Origin of the sequence: Prevotella sp. P5-92, from assembly GCF_002251245.1 — a bacterium.
Lineage (GTDB): Bacteria > Bacteroidota > Bacteroidia > Bacteroidales > Bacteroidaceae > Prevotella.
Window position 1 is genome coordinate 1 of the sequence record NZ_NPJG01000132.1, and the last position, 22,814, is coordinate 22,814.

A 22,814-nucleotide genomic window follows, 5' to 3' on the forward strand; every position below is an offset into this window, starting at 1 on the left:
CAAAAGGTTGCAAGCAGAAAAAACTTCGGTATCGCGCGCGCACGCGTTATAATATATATAATAATTATATCTTACTATAAATAGTAGATTGAAAGAAAGACAGAATCTGAACAAGTCAATTCGAGACAATGTCTTCAATTCTGGCTTGTCACCCTCAAAGGCCTTTGAGAGAGGAAGCAGATTCGAAGGAAGAAAACGAGATGTTCAACGATAACGACAACCGGTTTGCGGCGACAAATCGCGGTGCATATCCGCGACAATCCGCGACAACGCCCGCCGTTGTAGGGTCTTACCTCGTGTAAGACCGCCCGCCGAAAAACCACCGCAAATCGGTGTACAAAACCACCGCAAATCGGGGTACGGTCTTACACGAGGTAAGACCCTACATCGGAGATTAGAGGCGGCAATAACGCAATCATCGGAGATTAGCGGCGGGCAATCGACGCAAATCGGGTTGCGGTCTTACACGAAGTAAGACCCTACAGCGGAGATTAGCGGCGGACAATACCGCAATCCACTCGTCATCTTAAAAAGTTACCAGTTAACCGGTAACAAGTTAACTTTTTCACGATTATTAACATTCGAGTCTTCTCCCCACACACTGCTTCCACTCTCAAAGGCCATAAGAGGAAGGGGTGGCGACAGGGTGGCGTTTTGCTACCACGCGAGGAAAAAATAAATTCCACGCGTGGGAGCAATATTTTGGTCGCGGGAGAGGGAAAACGGGGAAAGTCGCCAGTTAACCGGTAACAAGTTAACTTTTAACAGGTATTAACACAAGAATCTCGCATATGTGGAGTAAAACATCGTGCCCATTTCTGTTTTTACAGGAAACATTGGTTAAACTGGTAAAAGACAACCCCGATTATCTGATTTGTGTACCGAACCCAAAAAGGTTAACTTGTTAACGGTTAACTGGCAACTTTTTCTATTTTTTGCGGGTTGCCTCTAACAAACATATAATTTTACCGATAATTCAGTCATTGTTTAAAGCATTTCTGCAAAGATAAGCGATATTATCCAAACCTTCAAATGCCATAGCGCATATTTCAGTACCATACTGTCGCACTACATTTTCCTTACAATCCAGTAAATCTTTCACTAAGTCATTTAAACAGGTCGTCCAATGTCACAATCTTTTGGATGTCATCAGAATACTCATTGCGTTTCACACCATTTGCACTTACCAAAACCTTATGAGTGGTCTTTGATGTGCGCGACTCCCTCTTGAAAACCTCCTCCTTGCGCAATATGTCTTCAAGGTCAGATGCCTGCATCTCCCATGGGTTTGACGTGTATTTCATTTCGCATATACTGACAACATCGTCATCCCTATCAATGAGCATGTCAATCTGTACACCAGGCTTGCTATTTACAGAACGCCACGAATATACACCTGAAATAATCCCCGAAATACCGAGTGCTTGCTTTATCTGCTCAACATGAAGCATACACACACGCTCAAAACTCAGTCCGCACCATGTATTATAAACAGGTTTATTCAGACTATGCGACCAAAATTGCGGGTCTTTACGGGAATTTCCACTCATGAATTCATAATAAAATATGGTGAAAGGGTCGATGAGTTGGTAAACGGCATCTTTCTTTTCGTTGCCAATAATATTGTAACAACGTATAAACCCGCAACTCTCAAGGTCTATAAGTAACTGACCGAAGTTGCCGTTGTCAACAAACTTCCCGCTCTTTATAAGCTCGTTCCTTGTCAATCCGGAACGCTTGCCCGACAAGAGCTTCACCACCTTGATATATCCCTCAGGTCTTTTGAACAATGATGCATAAAGCGCATCAAACTCTTCGTATAGCTCGCCACCTGGATTGAAAAAGTTCTGGTCGATATTTTGTGCAAGACTAAGCCCTTTTTGCATTGCTTTCCAATAGAAAGGCACACCTCCCATAATCATATAACCTTCTACCAGTTGTTTTCTCGACATACTTACCTTTCTGCTCTTCATGTATTGCTCACATTCTGAAAGGGTGAAAGGGCGAAGAGGAATTTTATAATCAACACGGTTATGAAGTCCACCCTTGTTCTTGACTATCTTGTTGATGATCCACGAAGTGGCACTTCCGCAAATAATCAGGCACACGTCTTTTCTGGCACTCGCCCATGAGTTCCAAAAATGTTCAAGCGCGGGTATGAGTCCCGACGCATGAGTGTCCATCCACGGCAGCTCGTCAATAAATACAATTTTCTTTTTCTCAGCAGATTTATTAATGAGTTCCTTCAGCATACTGAATGCGTCCATCCAATTTGTTGGCGTGCGTTTGATGTCCATTCCATATTCTGCCAGCGAATCGCACCATGCTTTCAGCTGTTTGTTGCGGGTTGAATTGGCAAGTCCACTATGCTGGAAAGTGAACTTGTAGTCAAACGTTTCCCTTATCAGGAATGTTTTCCCGACACGTCGTCTGCCATACACTGCCACAAACTCAGAGTACTCCGATTCGTATGCGTCCCAAAGACGCTGTTGTTCTTTCTTTCTTCCTATTAGCATAATGATAATGATTATTTCTGCGGCAAAGGTACAAAAAAATATTGAGATTATGGCGGAATCTATCAAAAAAACGCAGATTCCGCCACAATCTCGATGATTTTCACGTTTTTCTTAGACACACATTTGCAGTGTTTATATGTTCAGTCAACATATATACTTAAATCATCATAAATAAAAGGGGTCACCCATATATTTTTGCCAAATTTGGTGTAATGAGAGTTTTTTTTCGCTTTGTTGGGCGTTTTTTTGAAATAAAAACACTACCTTTGCACAAGAATAATGGTGACGTTCTTCCTTCTTTATGGGTTTGACATTAATGTCGGATAGCCGTAAACAGGCAAAAAAGTAAAGCGGGTAGGTTCTCATTAATAATAAAAACACTTCAAAAAGCTCATTCTATGACACTCGACATACAATCAATGGAAGCCTTGGCACACTACACTCGCGGTGGCGTGACCATATTCTTTGTCTTTTCGTGCTTCCTGCTCAGGAAATACGAGAAACGCAGCTATATGCTGAAGCTGCTCTATTTTTCATCGCTTCTTATTGCTGTTTGCTATGCCAAAGACGTGCTGTTCGCTTTCACGTCGATAAAATATTCCACCCACTTGAACAACATTTCCGGCATATTGGACATGGTTTACATACCCGTGATTTCCGCCTTCTTCCTCGAAGTGGTTCGACCGGGAGCAGTTTCCATGCGGCAGACATGGGCTTCGGTGGCGTTTCTCGCGTCGTTTGCCCTTATCTACGTTTTCTTGCCCTTCAAGGCGATTGAACTAATCGCTTCCTGTGTGGCGTTCGCCATTTCTGCCATAACGTTGGTCTATGTTACTGTGTTTGCGGTGAGATACCGCAAAATGCTGTATGAAAACTATTCCTACACCGAGAATGTGGATGTCGTTTGGGTGATGCTGTCGTGCTATGCCTATTTCGGCTCTTTCGTCCTCTACGAACTGATGTTCCAAAACGCCGTGTGGCTCAGCGAAGTCATTTTCAACATCTCAGGCATGGTGTTGTGGACTATAGTGTTTAAGTTCGCCCAAAGGCACAGGGTGCTGAAAATGTTATTCCTGAATAATGGCAGTCCTGCCGACGACACCATGGGCGAAGAGGCAGCGGAAGAAGAGTTCGAAACGGAGCAAGGCGACACCGACGAGACAGGACTGACGGAGACAGAGGCCGACATGCGGAAGCAAGAACGCTACAAATACATAGAGTCGCGCATTCCGCTGTTAATGGAACAAGAGAAGCTCTTCCTCATGTCAAAACTCACTATCATGGACCTGGCTACAAAGATAGGCACCAACAAAACCTATCTTTCCGAATATCTGAACAGCAACCTGAACATGTCGTTCCACGACTTTGTGAACAAGTATCGGGTGGAAGAGGCGTGCCGTATTATTGATGCCTTGCCGAAGGACAGCAAGCGGACGATAATAGACATTTCAAACAAGAGCGGATTTAATTCCATCTCGTCTTTCTACCGCCAATTTACGAAATTCAAGGGAATAAACCCAAGGAAATATCTCTTCGAGAAAATGACGAAGGCGGAGGAAAACGAGTAGCCAAAGAAGGGAAAACATCGCAAAAAAGGTAGAAAAAACGGTAAAAACAGCCCTAAGAACTCACTTTTTTCCGTTTTGACAAATGTTTTGCTGTTTTGACAAGCCTCTTTCGAAGTTTTTACGTATCTTTGCGCCAAAATACGTGATTATTAATTTTAAAATAAAAAAGAATGAAAACAATTGTTATGAAGATGTGGCTTGTCGTAGCGGCAGCCCTAACAGTGACTTTAACTTCGTGTTCAGACGATGACGACAACAACACAAGCGGCAGCGACAAGATGACCTATTCCGCGGAAATCGAGGTGAGCGACGATGTCCTCAGCTTGGCTACCGTAAACCTGCAGGAATACGGCAACAGCGGACTGGGAGCTGCAACGCAGTTGACAAACACCAAGTACGACTGGTCGAAGACCATCACTTCCTATCCCGCCAAGGTGGGTCTGGCACTTAGCATAGAGCCAAAGAACCAGGAACTGACCAAGGAGAAGTATGACATCACAGTGGTGTATAAGGTGACCATGAAGGACGCGGAAGGCAACATAAAGGGTGCCGGAGTAGGCTTCTCCAAGAAATTGTCAGGCGTGCAGGCTACACGTGTTCCCGTTGTACTTGAGGATATTAAGGAACAGCTGACGAATCAAAAGGCACTCATCGACTTCAATTCCGCTTCCAAATTCACCCAAAGGTCGAAGAGTGAGTTCTAAATGACCAGTTGGCGAGAGGACGAGTTGACAAGTTGATAGTCTGTCAGCAATGTACAGCGAAAGTAACAACTTGTCAACTTGTCAACTCGTTCTACATCGACTCGCTGATTGTTGCTGACAGCAAGTTTGCCGAGGAGCATGTCTATTTGGAGAAGGAGATAGTGATAGACCTCGACAACATTCTGAGCCACTATATGTTTGAGAACGACGTTGACACACTGTCGCTCAGGGCGATGATATGCTACGAGGGCAACACGCAGAAGGAGGAAGTGCTGAAGCTGGTGGTAAAGCGCAACGGCACCTCAGTGACTTCCATCTCAACCGACAACGACGGCCCATCGGAGTACTACAACCTCAACGGACAGCGCATCACCGCACCCGCCGACAAACGCCAGCTCTATATTGAGAGGCGAAACGGAAAGGCGACGGTGAGGGTTAGAAGATAGTATAGGCTTGAAGACCGAAGCTCAAAGCCCCCTCCAGCTTCCCCAAGGGGGCTTCGAGTGGGCATTTAATTTATAAAAAGAAGCGTATGAATAAGAAAAAATGGTTCCCTATGCTGCTGATGGCAGCAATGTGTGTGTTAGGATTCACATCGTGCAGTGACGACGACGACATCGGCGACAACCCCGACACGCCGTCGAAGGAAATACCTTTGACAAGGATGACAACCTTGTGCTCAATAGCTATACCACAGGAACACGCAGTCTGCTTTACGACGACAACACCGACGAGACAGAATGCTCAAAATAACGGTGAATTTGTAACTTTTTTCCGTTTTGACATTCCTGTTTCCCTTTTTCCAATTAACTTTGCAGCGTTTTTGAAAATAACAAAAATAATTATTATATGAAAAAGAAAAGCTTTTTATTGATTGCAGTTATGCTGACAATAGCGGCTTCTGCAATGGCACAAAAGCATGTGGTAGAGGAAAACTACTGGTGGAACGACCAGCCGGAAGGCTATCTATGGTCTATGGGTACATTCTCTACAGCCGAGGTTAATGTGGCTGCAATGATTCCTCAGGATATGGAGGGATGCGTGATTGACGAGGTGGCGTTCTATGCCTCCGACATATCGCAACTCACAGACATCAAACTCTTTGTGACACGCAAACTGAGTAAAGACATCAACAACCTTGACATTGTGCTCACTCCTACAGAACTGCCTACCGAGGCCGATGCCCAGGGCAAATGGCGAGTGAGAGCAAAACTGCCAGAGGACTTCATAGTGCCCTTCGGAGGTGCCTACATCGGATATAAGGTGACACCAACCGACGGAATGGCATCGGCCATGAACACATGGACTGACTCTCCTGACGGATGGCCTTTACCAGCTGACAAGAGTATGTTCATACAAGGAGGCCCGGAACTGCAATGGTCATCATTAGGCGACACATTCGGTGCAGCTGCGGTGACGGCTCACGTAAAGGCAAGGAATGTGGAGGACAATAGTGTGGCTCTGTATGAAAAGACTGAATACGTGAAACTGACAGGCGAAAAGGACTTTGAGTACATACTGCCAGTGAAGAACCGCAGTGCCAAGGACATCCAGTCATTGACTTATACCGTGAGCATTGACGGCGGCGAGGCAAAAGAATTCACCTATACGTTCCAGTATCAGTTTAAGGCATTCGGACTTAGCTCTATAGTAGGCAAGATTGACGCTCCCGACACTGATGGCTGCCATTCGATGGACATAGATATTACAAAGGTGGATGGAGTGGAAAATACGTCAGACGCAAGGAGCATGAAGCTGATGCTTGTCACTGTGCCGAAGTCTGCACCAAGAAACACCATCGTGGAGAGCTTTAGGTCGGCGGGACTCGGCATGATGCCACTTAACATTATTGGCGAGCGCAAACTGAAGGAACTTTACGGCGGTAAGGCGATAATCCTTGGTGCTAATAGCGACGACTATTGGGAATGCGCCGACTATCAGGAAGTGGTGAGGAAGTACTATTACAACAATCTCAATAATTTCTGCTTCGACCGTGCTCTTCCAGCCATCGACCCTTATCGTGGCTATCATCTTTATGAGAAATCTGGCGAGATGGTTTACTCCACCAACGAGGCTTTCGACTATATCAATGCCATCACTTCGGAAGCCACTGTCGGCATCGACGCAAGATGGCATAGCGACGAGGGAACAACTATTGACGTGGATGTGACCACAACATTCCTCTATGACCGTGAGGATGCTCCCTATCATCTTGAGCTGTATCTGAAGGAAAGCCCTATTCAGGCTGTTGGCAAAGATGATGACAACTGGTGGAACGAGGCAATCTCAAATGCCTACAGCGGCAGCGAGGAAGAACTGCCCGAGGAGTTTGACTGGTTTGTACAGGCAGTGCCCATCATTCCGGGATATATTTTTGAGAATGTAGTAAGGGCATGTTGGGGCGCATTGACCGGCATTGATGGCAGCATAATGGCTCCAATTGTCAAGAATGTTCCACAGACATACAGCACCACTCTCGACTTGTCGGAGATAGACATCCGCGACAAGAACAACCTTCACCTTGTGGCAATGCTTGTCAATGAGGGAGGCACCGTAGTGAATGCCGCTGAAGTGTCGCTTGGCAATGCCACTTCAATAGAAAGCATAAAGGAATCGACAAAAGCAATTGTTCCCGACCAAATCTATAACCTCCGCGGCATTGAGATGAAGACCGAGAAGGGCATATATATAAAAGGTGGAAAGGTGAGGATTAAAAATTAGGAATGAGGAATTAGGGATTAGAAATTAGGAATGAAGTGGCTTTTCCGTCGCGAAAAGCCACTTTTTTCTTTATTGACCGAAAGTTTTCTTTATTGACAAGTGACTTTCGGATATTTTTTGTAACTTTGCAGCGGAATTATAACTCGACACATGTCAAGCATATAAATATAATAAGGTGAAAAAGTAAAGTGGATTAATTAATTAAATACTATTCAATTATGTCAGCAACAAGAAGTCTATTAGTAGCCTTGGCTGTCTTTATTGCATCGACAGCTACTGCGCAGTTTAAGAGAAATGAGTTGAGAGATGCCTTGCTTAATACGGCAACTCAGAAAATGCAGATTCGCGAAGGTGAATTACTGAAGAAGGACATTCAACGCGTCAGTAAGTTTAATCCAGAAAGCAAAGCCCCGACAAGGGCGCCTGGAATTATTGACGATTTTGAAGAAAGCGATCACATGCCATTGTATCAGGTGCCTGATAATTTTTCTTCAGGTCAAAGGTATTATAGTAAAAAGGGCTCTTATTCAGTGGCAACAGAGATTCCCGCAACGTATGAGGGATGTACATTTGATGCAGTCGTTCTCAATTTTGACAGAAGCACATTCGCCGGCAAGAAAGTGAAGGTTTGGATTGGCGAAAGTAAAAAAAATCCAGAGAATGTGGTGGAAGTCGTAGTCCCTGATGATGACAATTACGACTTGGAGGTTGAGTTCAAGGAGCCATTCCTTGTGCCTGAATACGGTGCCTATATGGGATATTCATTCGACATCGAGGAAGATGGTGCATTCCACTTATTTTCTGCCTTCGTGGACGCCGACTATAATGTGATTCCAACCGAATCGGAATCATTACAGATGAAGTTCGGTGATGGTGGCTGGTATTACTATGGCGATGAATACGGTCCTCTTTATGCCTTGTTTAGGCTAAAGTCAAAAGATGCCACAAAGAACAGTGTAATGCCTTACTATTTCTATGAGATATTCGGTACGCCCAACGAGAAACTTGACATGGGCTTGGCATTCTTAAACGAGTCGGGACACAAGATGACTGACTTTGACTACAAGATCACCATTGACGGCGAGACCATAAAGGAAGGCAACTACACTCCGGAAGAGTCTGTATTAGCTAAATCGATTGGATATATGCCATTGACACTGACATTCCCCAAAGAAGAGGGATGGCATTCGTTCGATTTTGAAATATCAAAAGTCAACGGACAACCCAACACCTGCGAAAGAACTGTGGCAGACAGCTGCAGACTATTTACAGTGGCTGAATCATCCCACCGCAAGTCATTGGTTTATTATTTCGAGAACGTCAACCACGGTTTGTCGCCAATGGTACTTGTAGCCGACAAAAAGCTGAAGGAACTGTATGGGGATGACTATATTCCCTTGGGCCTGCATATTTCAGATTCGATGTCAGTTGGTAACACCAAGTCATTGTTCCTCTATTATTACAATAATCCAGTGTCGATGACGATAGACAGACGCTATTGTTATCTCATACCCTATGGATCTTATGTAATTGAGGATGGCGAATATAAATTGCCGTTCACCAATGACAAGGCGATGGACGCAGCCTTGGCACGCACTTCCGAGGGAGATGTTAAACTGACAGCATCGTTCGTTGACGAAGAGAAGACGGCCATCTCTTATTCACTCACCACCACATTCAATTATGACAGGGACAGAAACCCATATAGTTATTCTGTATATCTTGTGCACGACGACATGAAGGGTGAAGGAGACGGTTGGGATATGTACAATCTCGTTTCTGGAGAATATTCCATCTTCAATGACGATTTCAAAGACTTCCTTGAGGCAGATAAGTCTGTTAAGGGATTAGAGTATGACAACGTGGTGATTGACTGCACATCCTTTCCGTTATTTGGCATAGACTTAGACAAGAAGGGCAGTATAGTTAAGGGTAAGGAATATACTGTGAGCGGTACATTCGAGCTTGAGGGCAATCCGCTCGTGCAGGACAAGGACAAACTGCGCCTTGTGGTGGAAATATTAAATGGTGCGAACGGCAGTGTGATGAATGCCGATATGGCAGTGCCTACAGTTGCCACAGGCATCAACACCGCCATTACCGACAAGACAGCTACCCGCTCTATTTACAATGCCAACGGAATGCGCCTTAATGGTATGCAGAAGGGCCTGAACATCATCGAGATGCAGAATGGCAAGCGTGTGAAGGTTATAAAATAAACAGGATAAGGAAGGTAGTAACCGGATAATAGATTACTACTCTGATAAAGCTAAAAGTGACTTTTCCGACGTGAAAAGTCACTTTTTTCTTTATTGACCAAAGTTTTTCTTTATTGACCTACGACTTCCAATTTTTTTTTCGTAACTTTGCCGCCAAAATAACAAATTTAGAAACAAATATATTATGAAGACAAAGTTACATCTTATTATTTTTTGCCTTCTCTTATTCTTAGCAGCGGGAGGTAGTGTAATTCAGGCGGCTGACTCGTGGAAATATCCAACAGAAAAGCCGAAAACACCTTTCGGCGGCGGCGACGGTTCGCAATGGAATCCGTACAGGATTGACAACGCCCAGCAGCTTGCCAACTTCTCCTATATGGTGACGAAAGAAGGGGAGAATTACGAGGGCAAGTATTTCGTCCTAACCAACGACATCACGCTCAACGACAATGTCCTCAACGCTTCTGGCACAGGATTGCGTTATGATGTAAGCAACTACAAGGAGTGGACTCCTATCGGAGACCGATCGGTTTTGGACTATGGTATTTTCAAGGGAATATTTGATGGGCAAGGTCATACCATAAGGTGAATGGTGTGTCCCAAGTCAAACGAAAGGAAAAACACCGGTCTATTTGAAACGATTGAAAATGCCACCATCAAGAACATCAATATGGAGGATTGTTGTATCAAAGATGATGATGCTAAAAAGGCATCGAACTTTGGTATTTTGTGTGGTGAAGCATGGAAAACAAATACAATTATCAATTGTACAATATCCAAGTCTGCTATAATAATTAATTCAGAATTGGAGGTTTTTATCGGTGGTATTTTAGGCTCCTTTAGATCTATTAAACCACTACACATTTCCAATTGCAGCTTTAACGGGTATATCAGCTTTAGGCAAGATGATTACTATAAGTTTTGGTTTGCTGGTAAGAATATTGGAGGAATCTTAGGATACAATGATGAAGAAAAAGCTGAACTATATATCAATAACTGTTCGTCAAGTGGTGATATACAAATATATTGTTCTCATGACAATGAGAAGTATTATTATAGAATCGGAGGATTATGCGGATTTCTTCACTCAGATTACGCCTTCTTTAGCAATTGTGTAAGCTCCATGAATATTAATATTGATTCTCCGAATTCAGGTATAGGATGTTGCTATGTAGGTGGCATAGTTAATCATGGAGAAACGGGATGGTCCTTAAGCAATTGTGTGTATTTGGGTAAAATCAGGGTAGGAAATGCTTCCAGTCCAGCGAAAATGGAAGAGTTATGGGTATGTGGAATTGGAGGCCGTTACTCTGTAAATGGTTGCGCTTTTTATGGAAAAATGGACATTCATTGTAAGGCGACAGACAAGATCAAAATTGCAGGTATAACCAACGATCATTTCATTGGCGACAATTACAAACAAAATATTGTTTATTCCGCAGGAAATGTGATTGACATTGATGCTCCGACAACGAAAATAGACCCGGTTTGTAACGAAATAGAAGATGGTAAGAAGCATAAGGACTTTTACTGCTTTGGATTGTCCAACGGCAAAAGCGTGGATTGCAGATACTCTTATAGCCCTACAACATACAACAAGTCCCTCGACCAGATGATGGCAGACAACTTCATCAGCACACTGAATGCCGAAGCAGGCAGCAAAACATGGGGCAAGATGACGGGAATGAGCGACGAACTCAACGGACTGCCTATGCCTATCGCTTGCGGCGGAATGGCGACAGAATTTGAAGGTGAAGGAACAGAAAGCAATCCATATATCATAAGCTCAGAAGCTGACTTAACGGCATTGGAAACGTACGTAAATGGAGGAAATGACCTGAAGGGCAAATATTTCAGATTGGGTGCCGACATCTATATGACCGGTATTATGGACTACTGCATAGGCTTTTACAAAGAAAAGCCTTTCAAGGGTCATTTTGACGGCAACGGTCATGCCATCGTAGGTCTTCGCAAGAGCCTATTTGGATATATGTATGGAAAGGTGAAGAACCTTGCGCTCGTTGATTGCGACATTTGGGAGACAAATTATGCCACGGCACTCGCAAGGCAAGTAGGAGGCACGGACAATAAGGCTGAGGTGAGCAACTGCTATGTGTCGGGCACAATAGCATCAAGTAAGACTTGGGATAGCCAAGGTTATGCGTCAGTCTTCGGCTTCCAGGTCATTAACGGCTCTTCCGTCCACGACTGCTATTTCAAGGGAAGTTTTGTCATCAAGGCAACGACAGCGACAATGCTTGACAAATATAATGTGGCTGGAATTGCTTTTTATAATGGCAATTCTTCAGTAACAACATCAGGAACAACGCCTCAAGGCATATACAACTGCTATGCTTCGTATGATGTCAAAGTAGAGTCTGTGGGTTGGCAATCTCCCCCTTGTGAATATTATGGCATCTGTTATAATGACGCGAATGGAAACGGCTTAAGCGATTGCTATTTCGTATCTTCAGCTTCTATTACGAGTTATAATAGCAATATGAAGTTGAGTTCAGAGTCGGAATTGAACAGCAAGTTCGCTGGCAAGTCAGCCTGGCTGCAAGGAGTATATCGCCCCGTGCTTGCCTCCGCCAAGAACTATGCAGCTACTACTCCCGAGACGACACCGAAAACTGTTTATTTCGACGCTATCCCCGAGGCTAATCCCACGGCGAACTATTTCTACAACATCAGCATAGACGATCCATATTCCGACGTGTCGCTGTGGAGTCTGCCCAATATGGCGGTATATGTGCCGAGTGAGCAGAAGGACTATATAACCAATGGTAACCTTGTGCAGTCGGCAGACTTCCAGTACAAGCGTGCCACAGGTGCCACTGCAACGGCAGGACAGCTGCGCTACGACCTGACACAGACCGAAAAGGGATACCATATGGTATGTCTGCCGGGCAATGTAGAGCGCGATGACCTGCCTGAGGGCGCAAAGGTGATGATAGTAGGAAGGATACAGACGTTTGACAAAACGGAGCAGGTGAACGTGGTGATGGTCGATACCATACCGGCTGGAGTGCCTTGCATGCTCTATGTTCCAACGACAACAGTGACAACTGGAACAACTATACCTCTCGTCATGCGCAGCGGCATTGTATCTGAGCCTACTATGAATACGACTTACAGCGATTTCAAGGGAACGTTCTCCGAGAACACTAATGTTCCTGCAGGAGCTTGCACAACGGCAAAATATAGTGGCAACAACACCTTGCCTTGCTTTGTCAGAAATATGGAGACAACAACTGCCAAGCCCTTCACCGCATGGCTCGAAGGAGCAACAGGCAACGTGCAGATAGTTGACTATATATTGCTCGACGAGGAGAACGAGGCGATGACCGTGACGCTCTGTGAATATAACGCCAAGACATATAACGCCAAGACAAATAACGCCAAGACAAATAACGCCAAGACATATAACGCCACGAAATCTAATATCAAGATGCGCCGTGCATTGAAGAAAGATGATTGGAACACCATTTGCCTGCCATATTCATTGACATCTGATGAGATTTCTTCGTTGTTCGGCAGCGGCACTAAGGTAGAGGCGTTCAGCGGCTTGGAATATAACAGTGAGACTAATTCCTACACCATGAAGTTCAGCGCTGCAACGGAAATTACAGCCGGCACACCTTATCTTATTAAACCTTCGAAAGATGTTTCGGACAACATCTACGAGATTAAGGACAGGACGATAACTTGTACTTCTGAAACATACGTTCCGACTGGTACATCCCAAACCGCAAATAACACCACCCTCACCATGCAGGGTGAATACAACAAGCGCATGATAACTCCTTTCGATGTGACGGAAAGTGAGAACATCTACGTCATCAACGGCGACAAGATATACCATGTTAATACAGACGTGGAGATGAAAGGCTTCCACTGCTATTTCGTGGCAAAGGAATCCACGACAGGACCATCAGTGGGAGGCTCCGGCGCATTCAGCAACGCCAAAGTGATTCACTCCGACGGCACCTCCACCGACCTGCGCCTTATAGACGCAGAAGCTACGGGCGACACCGATGCCGTTTATGACCTGCTCGGCAGAAAGCGCGATGCCCAGACAAAGGGACTGGTCATTAAGAATGGAATTAAAGTATTAAAGTAATTAAAAATTTAACTACAACTGGATACCTTATCTTGTTTAGATTTTCTTTCCGAAAACTATGCTGGTGAAGGTCTTGAGGAGGATCTTCGTGTCGAAAAGGAAAGAGTGATGGTCGAGATAAAGGAGGTCGAGGTCGAGACGGCGGAGCATTTTTTCCATCGTGTCGGTATAGCCGTTATACAACGTGGCGTAAGAGGTGACACCAGGACGAATCTTATACAACAGCTCGTACTTGGGATTGCGCTCCATGATCTGATCGATGTAGAACTTGCGCTCTGGACGGGGACCTACAAACGACATGTCGCCGACAAAAACATTCCACAACTGCGGCAACTCGTCGAGATGATGCTGGCGAAGGAACTTGCCCGACCTGGTGAGGCGGCTGTCGTTGTCGCCTGCCAAAAGGGCAGAACCGTCTTTCTCGGCATCGGTCTTCATGCTGCGGAACTTCAGTATGCGAAAGGGCTTACCATGGAGGCCTATACGCTCTTGGCTATAGATGGCTGGCCCTCTGTCGTCGCGCTTGATGATAATGAAACAATACAAGAACAAGGGCGAAAACACGACAAGACATACGGCCGAGAGCAGTATGTCGAACGTGCGTTTTAAGAATGCTTGTATGGTGTTCATTATTATCTGTACTTGATGCTTCTTTTTTTAACTAAAAACGTCAAATATTAAATATTATTGTGTCGTTTCATGCTATTTTTTCTCATTGGCGGTAGGACTGTAGTGCCACCTTCGTCAAAACTTCTTAAACACGAGACGCAAGACCTTTGAGCGCAACACCATCTTACTGCCGTTAAGTGTCTCAACGTCAAAGTGTTCTTCCATCTCGTTGATGCCGTATGGACGGAGGTCATCGACATCTTCTACCGGTCTGTCGCCATTGGCGCGGTCGGAATGGAGAGGATTATAGAACGAGAGGACACTGCCCTCGTGTCTGAAAGAGAAGAGGATGCCTGGCTTATAGCCGTCACGACGGTCGCCTACCTCTACGAGCCGAGACTGCACACACCAGAACAGATAGTCGTCGGCGGTGTTGTTGACTCCTCCGGTGGCAAGCGTGTCGATGCGTTCAAGATGCCAGAACCCGTCGAGCGCACCATTGTCGTTGCTGTCCATCTCGCATGCTGTGGTCATGGTGACACCGACGGCAAGTATTATGTAGATAAAAAGATGTTTTACTTTCATTGTCGATATTTTTTTCAAGTTTACATTTGGTATTAGTTGACGAGTTGACAAGTTGACGAGTGGACAAGTTGACGAGTTAAGTCACTCCGTTTTCTTCTTTCCCCAGAGTCCGGTCTTCCTGAACGTAAGTTGCAGTCCAAAGTTGTTTCCTATTAATCTGCCTGTATCCATGCCGAGCGCAGTGGTTATCATCCAGTCGTGACGATGATTATAAACTGCCTCGACCATGACGCTCGTATTGGTACGTTTCTTATTGAACGGGAAGTTGTAAGTACCCCACCCTTCCTGGTATGTAGCCAACACACGGTAATCAACACACGGAGTGACAGATCCATTGAAACCGAGATGGTAGGCAGTGAAACGGTTGTTTTGACAATTCACTTGTCCGTCATCGTTGTAGATGGGCGAACGATAGAGCGGATTGCCCATCACCATTCCCCAGTGTTGCCATCCGGGATATATGTGATGATTGTAGTAATTGTCTTTTCCGCCTATATGCACTTGATTTGACTCGGTGCGGTCGTGATAAATCGAACCGCTCTGGTACTTCGTGGTGATATATTCAGCCACCACACCTCGCAAGAGGGTGCAGTTCTTCAGCTTCAGTTCCAAGCCGACGAGACAGTCGCCAAAGTCGTATAAGAGATACTTGTTGTCTTTCTTTACGTTCCACTCGTCTCCAGTGCCATATCCGTCGTAGTCGAGGAGGAACATTGCCGAGTGGTCTTCAAAAAACTTATCGATATATGCCGCGAGGCTCCATGTGTCGTGGTTGTAGGTGAGGCGTCCCACCCAACTGCCCACGGTGTTGCCCTCTACACTCTCATATACGGTGCCCTGGTAAGGCGAGTCGCTGCCGCCTGGGAATAACACTTTGAAGAATCCTCCAATACCGGTGTTGCCCTTGACGATTGTCTCCGTACCGTTTATGAACTCATGATTTGTGCCACCAAACTGTGTTGCCATCTCAAGTCCTACTTCAAGGGTCAGCGACCTTGGCTGTTCGGGTTTACCCACCATAATATATCCTGCCTTGGAGTGATAGAGCACGTCGTCGGAATACTTGCTTGTGCGCCCTGTGAACGAGTGTTGCCAGTTGTCGTCGGTCATCTTACCGTAAGCTATATGGCCTTTGATATGGAAGAGTCTGCCGGCAAAAGGAAGAGTCCAGTAGTCGGGCAATGCCAATCGCACTTGCGGTATAGGACGGGCATTGATGCCCAAGGTCTGCGAACCAGAGCTGAGCTGACTGTTTTTCAGTTCCATGGGATAGTACTTGCTGCCTACAGTCAATACACCGTGAAGCCAACGCCCCTCAACAAAGGCCTGCTGTATGGCCACCGTACTGGTATAGTTGCCCAACAGGGCGACGTCAAATCCGTAGCCTAACCCTAACGCATGTGCTGAATCTGTCAGCAGCGGTTTTTCCATCGCCACTCTGACATATCCATTAGCCTCATCAAGGGAGCTTAGTCCATACTTGTTTGCGTTGAGCCATAAAGGAGTCTTTCCGCTCGACGCGGAAGTCTGTGCCTCGTACATATAAGTAATATGATCCGAGATATCACACTTGTCTGCCTCTCCATCAGTCTGCGCAATAGCGACATGAGGGGTAGAGATGACAAATATCGCACTAATGGCCTGAATGTTATAGTTCCTTTTCTTCACTTAATCTCTCTTTATATTCTAATGATGTATCACTATTCCAAAATAGTGTATTTTGCAAACTTAAGCAGGAGTTGTTTTGTTCCTACATTCCTGAATTCTACTGTTGCCTTTGCATTTTCGCCCCTTCCCTCTACTGCCAACACCTTGCCTATGCCGAAACGCATGTGTTCGATGGTCTGACCTGGATTAAGAGGCGATGGCGTGAAGTCAACCTTATTGACGAAGGGACTTGGTGCTGGCTCTTCCTTTCGTGGTGCCACGACACGTGGTTTAGGGTCTGCCATAAACTGCGTGGCAACAGGATGGGGATTCTGCTGCGAGCGCGACTGCGACAGTGGTTGCCATCGTGGCTGCGACGTCTCACTTCGCTGCCATGGCATATCCCTTCGCGACGCCGACATTCCAGGGAGGATGCCACCCTCCACTTTCATATATTGGGTGGATATGTCGCGCAGGAATCGCGACGGGTCGTCACACTCCATACGTCCGTAACGGAAACGGTTTTGCGCACAGGTAAGCGTGCAGTATCGCTCGGCGCGAGTGATGGCCACATACAACAGGCGTCGTTCCTCCTCAAGGGCGCGAGGCGAATCGGCACTCATCGGCGAAGGGAATATGTTCTCTTCCATGCCTACGACAAACACCACGGGGAACTCCAGTCCCTTGGCACTATGTATGGTCATCAGCACCACCTTCGACTGGTCGTCGGCATCGTCGCTCTCTATGTCAGACATCAGCGACACCTCCTGGAGAAAGTCGAGAAGGTTGACATGGTCGGTCATACCCTCCTCCTGCTGTTGTTCGACGAAGCCCTGCATGGCAGAGGTAAGCTCTTCGACATTCTCCTGTCGGGCAAGGTCTTCAGGCTCGCTCTTTCCGAAAATGTCTTTCTGTATGCCACTCTCACGGATGATGGAGGCTCCGAGGGTGTAGGCATCCTCTTTAATGAGTCGCTCCTGCCATCCTGCTATCATGATGATAAAGGCCTTCAGCTTTGCTGCCGTTGCCTTAGAGATGCCGTATTGTTCGGCATGGTGCATCACCTGCCACAGGCTCTGCTGTGTACTGTTAGCCGCATCGACTATCTTTGACAACGTGGTGGCACCGATACCTCTTGCAGGATAGTTGATGACGCGTTTAAGCGCCTCCTCGTCGTTAGGGTTGGCCACGAGTCGGAAGTAGGCGAGTATGTCTTTTATCTCCTTGCGCTGGTAGAAGCTCAAACCTCCGTAGATGCGATAGGGTATGTTCATCTTCCTGAGACACTCCTCAAAGCTACGGCTCTGCGCGTTGGTGCGGTAGAGGATGGCGAAATCGCCATAGTCGCATTTCTCACGCCTTCGCAGTCGCATGATGTCGTTGCACACGATGCTTGCCTCCTCCTTGTCGCTATATGCCATCTTCAGGTGGAGAGGTTCGCCCTGGTCGTTCTGGCTGAACACGGTTTTCGGTATCTGTCGCCTATTGTGAGATATAAGGCTATTGGCGGCCGCCACTATGGTCTGTGTTGAACGGTAGTTCTGTTCGAGCTTGAAGAGGCGGGCGTCGGTATAGTTCTTGCTGAAATCGAGGATATTGTCTATCTCTGCTCCACGAAAGCTATAGATGCTCTGGGCGTCGTCGCCAACGACACATACGCGCTGTTTGTCGCGTGTGAGAAGGAGAACGATGTCCTGCTGCACAGAGTTGGTGTCCTGATACTCATCCACGAGCACATAATCATAGCGGTCGCTATACTTCTGCCGCATCTCGTCGTTGGTGCTGAGAAGATAGTAGAAATTGAGCAGGAGGTCGTCAAAATCCATGGCATTAGCCTGTCGGCAACGGGCGCAATAGCGACGGTAGATATTGGCTATCTCGGGGACGCCGTTATCTGTGTCGCGCTGTGTGAAGCGTGGATCGATGGCATAGGCCTCGGCATTTATCTTTCGGTTCTTGGCTCGGCTGATACGGTCGGCGACGGCAGCAGGCTTATACTTCTTGTCGTCGAGTTGCATCTCCTTTATTATCGCCTTTACGAGCGATCGGGAGTCGGTCTGGTCGTAGATGGTAAAGTTGGAATCGTAGCCAATGTGTGCGGCTTCGATGCGCAAGATGCGGGAGAACACCGAATGGAACGTGCCGGAATGAATCTGTCGCGCCCTCTCCTCGCCCACTATCTTTCCTATGCGTTCCTTCATCTCGTTAGCTGCCTTGTTGGTGAAGGTAAGGGCGAGTATGCGCCATGGTGTCATGCCGCGCTCGATGAGATAGGCAATCTTGTAGGTGAGCACACGGGTCTTTCCCGAACCAGCTCCGGCAATAACAAGCTGTGCGCCGTCGCAGTATTCCACGGCGGCGCGCTGGCCTTCATTGAGTTGAGATAATATTTCTTGTTCGGTCATTTACTCTGCTTGTCGGTGAGAGTCGAAAGGTTTGAATACACCTGGTCGGCTATTTGCTGCATGCCTTTGATGCTGGGATGACCGTTGATCTTGTCGATGCCCTCAAGCTGTATGAACTTGACGCCATAACGGGCGCAGAGCTCACGACACGAAGAGGTGATCTCTTCCTTCAGTTCGTTGTTCATCACGAAATAAAGCTCTGTATTGGGATAACGGTTTTTGAGATGATACAGCATGTAAGCCATGGCAGGACGGAAAGTGTAGAGGTCCTGTGGTGTCCAATCTTCGTACTTGTATTCGCCGATGGGCGAGCCAGCCCAACTGTCGTTGGTGGCACCAAGCACGATGATCACATCGGGGCATCCGAGATTCCACAGACGTCGGCAGAACGAGCGCTGAGAATAGTCTTCCTTCCTGTATCCGGTACTTGAGATGGTAGAACCAGAGAAGGAATTGTTCTGGCAGAGCTTCATGCCCGTCTTTTTCAGCAGGAGGCTCCACCATGTCTGTTCGACATGTGTCACATCTGTATTCTCGTGCTTGCCCTGGAAATACCACACGAAGTTGGAATCAGGCTGCAGATAGTTTTCAAACGTACTGTAAGAGTCGCCAAGTATGGAGAGCGACTTCTGTTGGCGCTGTGCCGAAACAGTGATGGCAGCCAACAGCATAACGATGAAGATTGTGGTTCTTTTCATAATGATGAGATTAAAAAAAGTGGTGGATAGAAGGCGTAGGGCTATCTTTTCCCTACACCTCCTAACCACTGTCACTATGGTATTAATACGCTGCCGCTGCAATCCACTCGTAGAGGCAGCTGCAGATACCGAAGAGCACGATGCCTACGGTGCAAAGGGCTATGGCCACCTTGCTGCTGCAATCGCTCTGGAATGTGGGCAGAGGATTGTCGTTGGGCTTGATGTACATTGCCTTGACGATGAGCAGGTAGTAGTAGAGGCTGACTACCGTATTGACAAGGGCGATGAACACAACGAAATAAGCGAGGAACGAACCTTCCTGTGCTGCCGCCATGAAGACGAAGAACTTTGAGAACATTCCGGCAAACGGCGGAATACCTGCCAGAGAGAACAAAGCTAAGGTCAGAAGGAACGACAACTTTGGATTGGTCTTATAGAATCCGTCGTAGCAAGACATCTTTGTTGTGCCGTTGCCGCGTGTCTCAACAACATTGATGACGGTAAACACCGACATGTTTGCCACTACATACACCAACACGTAGTATGTGAGGGCAGCGAAACTCATGGCACTGTTGCCTACCACGGCGAGCATAATATAGCCTGCCTGGGAGATGGAGCTGAAAGCCATGAAACGCTTCAGTTCAGTCTGACGGATGGCAAACAGGTTGGCGATGGTGATAGAGAGCACGATGGTGATATAAAGTACATACTCCCAATACTCAACCATCGGCGCAAGCACCTTGATGAGGATGGCGCACAGAGTAAATGTGGCAGCACCCTTTGAGATGACGCTAAGATAGCCAGTGACCGCCGTCGGGGCACCCTGGTACGTGTCGGCTGTCCAGAAGTGGAATGGCACAAGAGAGATCTTGAAGCCAAGGCCGCTGAAGAAGAAGACAAGACCGAGGATGGTGAGTGGCGACACGGTGATGGCAGCTGCCATATCGTTGAAATAAAGAGTGCCGGTGGCGGCATAAAGGAACGACAGGCCGTAGAGCATCACGCCGCTTGAGAATGTGGCGGTGAGGATAAACTTAGCAGCAGCCTCAGCCGACTCCTTGCGGCGCTTGTTGAGAGCCACGAGGCAAGCCATTGGCACAGATGCCATCTCAAGACCGAGGAAGAACATCAGGAAATGACCTGCCGACATCATCATATACATACCGAGCAGCGTAGAGAGCACGAGCATGCAGAACTCACCGGCATAATGGCGCACCTCGTCAGTGGCAAGCCACGACTTGGCGGTGAAGATGACAATAACTGTACCAGCGGCAAGAATGGTCTTCATCACAGCGGCTGCCTCGGTAGAGACATAAAGACCACTGAACGCTTCGCCAGTGCCCATGAGACAGCTGACAGCAGCCGTGGCGACAAGAGAGAGCACCGTGAGATACTGTGTGATGCACAACTTGCCGTCGCTGTTCTTGCCAAAAACGTCAAAAAGGAATACCACGACGAGTCCTAACATGAGAACGCACTCTGGTATCATATTGAAAAACTGACTGTAATCCATTTTATTCTACTTTTTAGAGGTTTTGACAAATAACGTTAAGAATTGGTTCTACACCATTGCTGATGACATTGCTTGCCCACATAGGAGCCATACCGAGGGCTGCTACCGAGAAGATGAGGCAACATACAGAGAAACGCTCATCCCATGTAGCGTCGGTGAGTTCGAGGTAGTGTGGGTCGGCAACCTCCTGGAACAGGATCTTTCCTACCACGCGGAGGATATAGACCGCTGTCACTACGATAGAACAGCAGGCAATGATGGTACATGCTGTATGGAACGTACCTGCATTCTCAAACGAACCGACGAAGATGGTCATCTCGGCAATGAAACCTGAGAATCCAGGAAGACCGAGGTTGGCAAGACCGGCAATGACATATCCTACAGAGAGGAATGGCATGATCTTCATGAGACCACCCAAACGACGCACGTCACGGGTGTGAGTACGACCGTAGATCATACCGATGAGGGCGAAGAAGAGAGCGGTCATCAAACCGTGAGAAAGCATCTGGAGGATAGCACCCGTGCAGGCTGTCTTCGTCATCATGAGAAGAGCGAAGAGCACCAAGCCACAGTGTGACACTGACGAGTAAGCGTTGATGTACTTCAGGTCGGTCTGCACACATGCTGAAAGGGCACCATAAACCACGGAGATGGTAGTGAGGATAAGGAATATCCACGAGAGCTCCTGGGCTGCTGCTGGCAACAGATACATTGCCACGCGGAAACAGCCATAGCCTCCTAACTTCATGAGCACTCCGGCGTGGAGCATGGACACTGCCGTCGGGGCAGAAGCATGACCGTCAGGTGACCATGTGTGGAATGGAAAGAGGGCTCCAAGGACACCGAAGCCGATGAAGATGAACGGGAAGAACACGTTCTGTATCTCGGGGTCGATGTTGTTCATGGCGGCAATCTCGTTGACGTTCATCGTTGTGGCACCACTGAAATAGTAGATGCCGAGAATACCGATAATAAGCAGGGCGGATCCTCCCATAAGCATAAGGGTGAGCTTCATGGCCGCATATTCCTTCTGGCCGCTACCCCACACACCGATCAAGAGGTACATAGGGATGAGGGCAACCTCGTAGAACATAAACATGGTGAACATGTCGGTGCAGATGAAGAAGCCATAGACACCGGTAGAGAGAAGGGTGAACCAAAGGAAATACTCCTTGGTCATCGGCTTCAGCTGCCATGAGGCAAAAGTACCGGTGAAGACGATGATGCTCGACAGAAGGAGCATCACAACAGAGATGCCGTCAACACCTACCGAGTAGGCGATATTCAGAGGACGGAACCATGGTGTGCTGTAGGTGAACAGCATCACGTCGGTGTTACCTGCGTTACGTGCCTGTACGAAGGCAACAGTAAGCCATATCGAGAGCAGGAGCAGAGCCGTTGAGCCTGCCACCATCACTCCACGCACCTGGTTGAGGTTGCGCGAGAGCCAGAGGCCGAGCAACATCACAACAGGGATAACTACGAATAATGTCAATATACTCATTT

At 47.0% G+C, this 22,814-nt stretch carries 16 protein-coding genes; 8 read left to right on the forward strand and 8 right to left on the reverse strand.

All coding sequences use genetic code 11. The features are described from left to right. Positions 1–1,106: 1,106 nt before the first annotated feature. The gene (locus CIK99_RS14385; protein WP_094382188.1) at positions 1,107–2,516 is read right to left on the reverse strand and encodes an ATP-binding protein; all 1,410 of its coding nucleotides are present in this window, start codon (positions 2,514–2,516) and stop codon (positions 1,107–1,109) included. Between the two features lie 398 nt (positions 2,517–2,914). Here CIK99_RS14385 and CIK99_RS14390 point away from each other — a divergent pair, with 398 nt between their 5' ends. The 8 genes from CIK99_RS14390 to CIK99_RS14425 all read left to right on the forward strand — a co-directional run bounded on the left by CIK99_RS14390 (position 2,915) and on the right by CIK99_RS14425 (position 13,851). Continuing rightward, entirely contained in the window at positions 2,915–4,084 is a 1,170-nt protein-coding gene (locus CIK99_RS14390) for an AraC family transcriptional regulator (RefSeq protein WP_094382189.1), read from the forward strand. Between the two features lie 170 nt (positions 4,085–4,254). Beyond that, positions 4,255–4,788 carry a hypothetical protein gene (locus CIK99_RS14395; RefSeq protein ID WP_144008018.1) on the forward strand — a complete coding sequence of 178 codons (534 nt, stop codon included), beginning with the start codon at positions 4,255–4,257 and terminating at the stop codon, positions 4,786–4,788. A gap of 8 nt (positions 4,789–4,796) precedes the next feature. After that, positions 4,797–5,234 (forward strand): hypothetical protein, encoded by a 438-nt coding sequence (locus CIK99_RS14400; RefSeq protein WP_144008019.1) that lies wholly within the window; start codon positions 4,797–4,799, stop codon positions 5,232–5,234. An 86-nt stretch (positions 5,235–5,320) separates the two neighbouring features. Continuing rightward, positions 5,321–5,641 (forward strand): hypothetical protein, encoded by a 321-nt coding sequence (locus CIK99_RS14405; RefSeq protein WP_094382192.1) that lies wholly within the window; start codon positions 5,321–5,323, stop codon positions 5,639–5,641. Beyond that, complete coding sequence (locus tag CIK99_RS14410; protein WP_094382193.1) at positions 5,638–7,509, forward strand: Omp28-related outer membrane protein; 1,872 nt, start codon at positions 5,638–5,640, stop codon at positions 7,507–7,509. Before CIK99_RS14405 ends, CIK99_RS14410 begins: the two co-directional genes overlap by 4 nt. A gap of 218 nt (positions 7,510–7,727) precedes the next feature. Beyond that, on the forward strand, positions 7,728–9,728 hold the full coding sequence (locus CIK99_RS14415) for a hypothetical protein (RefSeq protein WP_144008020.1): 2,001 nt from the start codon (positions 7,728–7,730) through the stop codon (positions 9,726–9,728). A 184-nt stretch (positions 9,729–9,912) separates the two neighbouring features. Beyond that, positions 9,913–10,317 (forward strand): hypothetical protein, encoded by a 405-nt coding sequence (locus tag CIK99_RS14420; protein ID WP_094382195.1) that lies wholly within the window; start codon positions 9,913–9,915, stop codon positions 10,315–10,317. A gap of 681 nt (positions 10,318–10,998) precedes the next feature. Next, positions 10,999–13,851, forward strand: a complete 2,853-nt coding sequence (locus CIK99_RS14425; RefSeq protein WP_144008021.1) for a hypothetical protein — start codon at positions 10,999–11,001, stop codon at positions 13,849–13,851. Between the two features lie 36 nt (positions 13,852–13,887). Here the strand turns inward: CIK99_RS14425 and CIK99_RS14430 are convergent, their stop codons facing one another. The 7 genes from CIK99_RS14430 to CIK99_RS14460 all read right to left on the reverse strand — a co-directional run bounded on the left by CIK99_RS14430 (position 13,888) and on the right by CIK99_RS14460 (position 22,812). Next, positions 13,888–14,481, reverse strand: a complete 594-nt coding sequence (locus CIK99_RS14430) for a sugar transferase (RefSeq protein ID WP_094382197.1) — start codon at positions 14,479–14,481, stop codon at positions 13,888–13,890. A gap of 114 nt (positions 14,482–14,595) precedes the next feature. Continuing rightward, a complete protein-coding gene (locus tag CIK99_RS14435) occupies positions 14,596–15,045 on the reverse strand; it encodes a lipocalin-like domain-containing protein (protein WP_094382198.1) in 450 nt (149 codons plus the stop codon). A gap of 81 nt (positions 15,046–15,126) precedes the next feature. After that, positions 15,127–16,713, reverse strand: a complete 1,587-nt coding sequence (locus tag CIK99_RS14440; RefSeq protein WP_254047825.1) for a capsule assembly Wzi family protein — start codon at positions 16,711–16,713, stop codon at positions 15,127–15,129. Between the two features lie 32 nt (positions 16,714–16,745). Beyond that, positions 16,746–19,097, reverse strand: a complete 2,352-nt coding sequence (locus CIK99_RS14445; protein WP_094382200.1) for an ATP-dependent helicase — start codon at positions 19,095–19,097, stop codon at positions 16,746–16,748. Beyond that, complete coding sequence (locus CIK99_RS14450) at positions 19,094–19,795, reverse strand: SGNH/GDSL hydrolase family protein (RefSeq protein ID WP_094382201.1); 702 nt, start codon at positions 19,793–19,795, stop codon at positions 19,094–19,096. Before CIK99_RS14450 ends, CIK99_RS14445 begins: the two co-directional genes overlap by 4 nt. 82 nt (positions 19,796–19,877) lie before the next feature. Beyond that, entirely contained in the window at positions 19,878–21,308 is a 1,431-nt protein-coding gene (locus tag CIK99_RS14455; protein ID WP_094382202.1) for an NADH-quinone oxidoreductase subunit N, read from the reverse strand. A 13-nt stretch (positions 21,309–21,321) separates the two neighbouring features. After that, entirely contained in the window at positions 21,322–22,812 is a 1,491-nt protein-coding gene (locus tag CIK99_RS14460) for a NuoM family protein (protein WP_094382203.1), read from the reverse strand. Positions 22,813–22,814 lie beyond the last annotated feature (2 nt).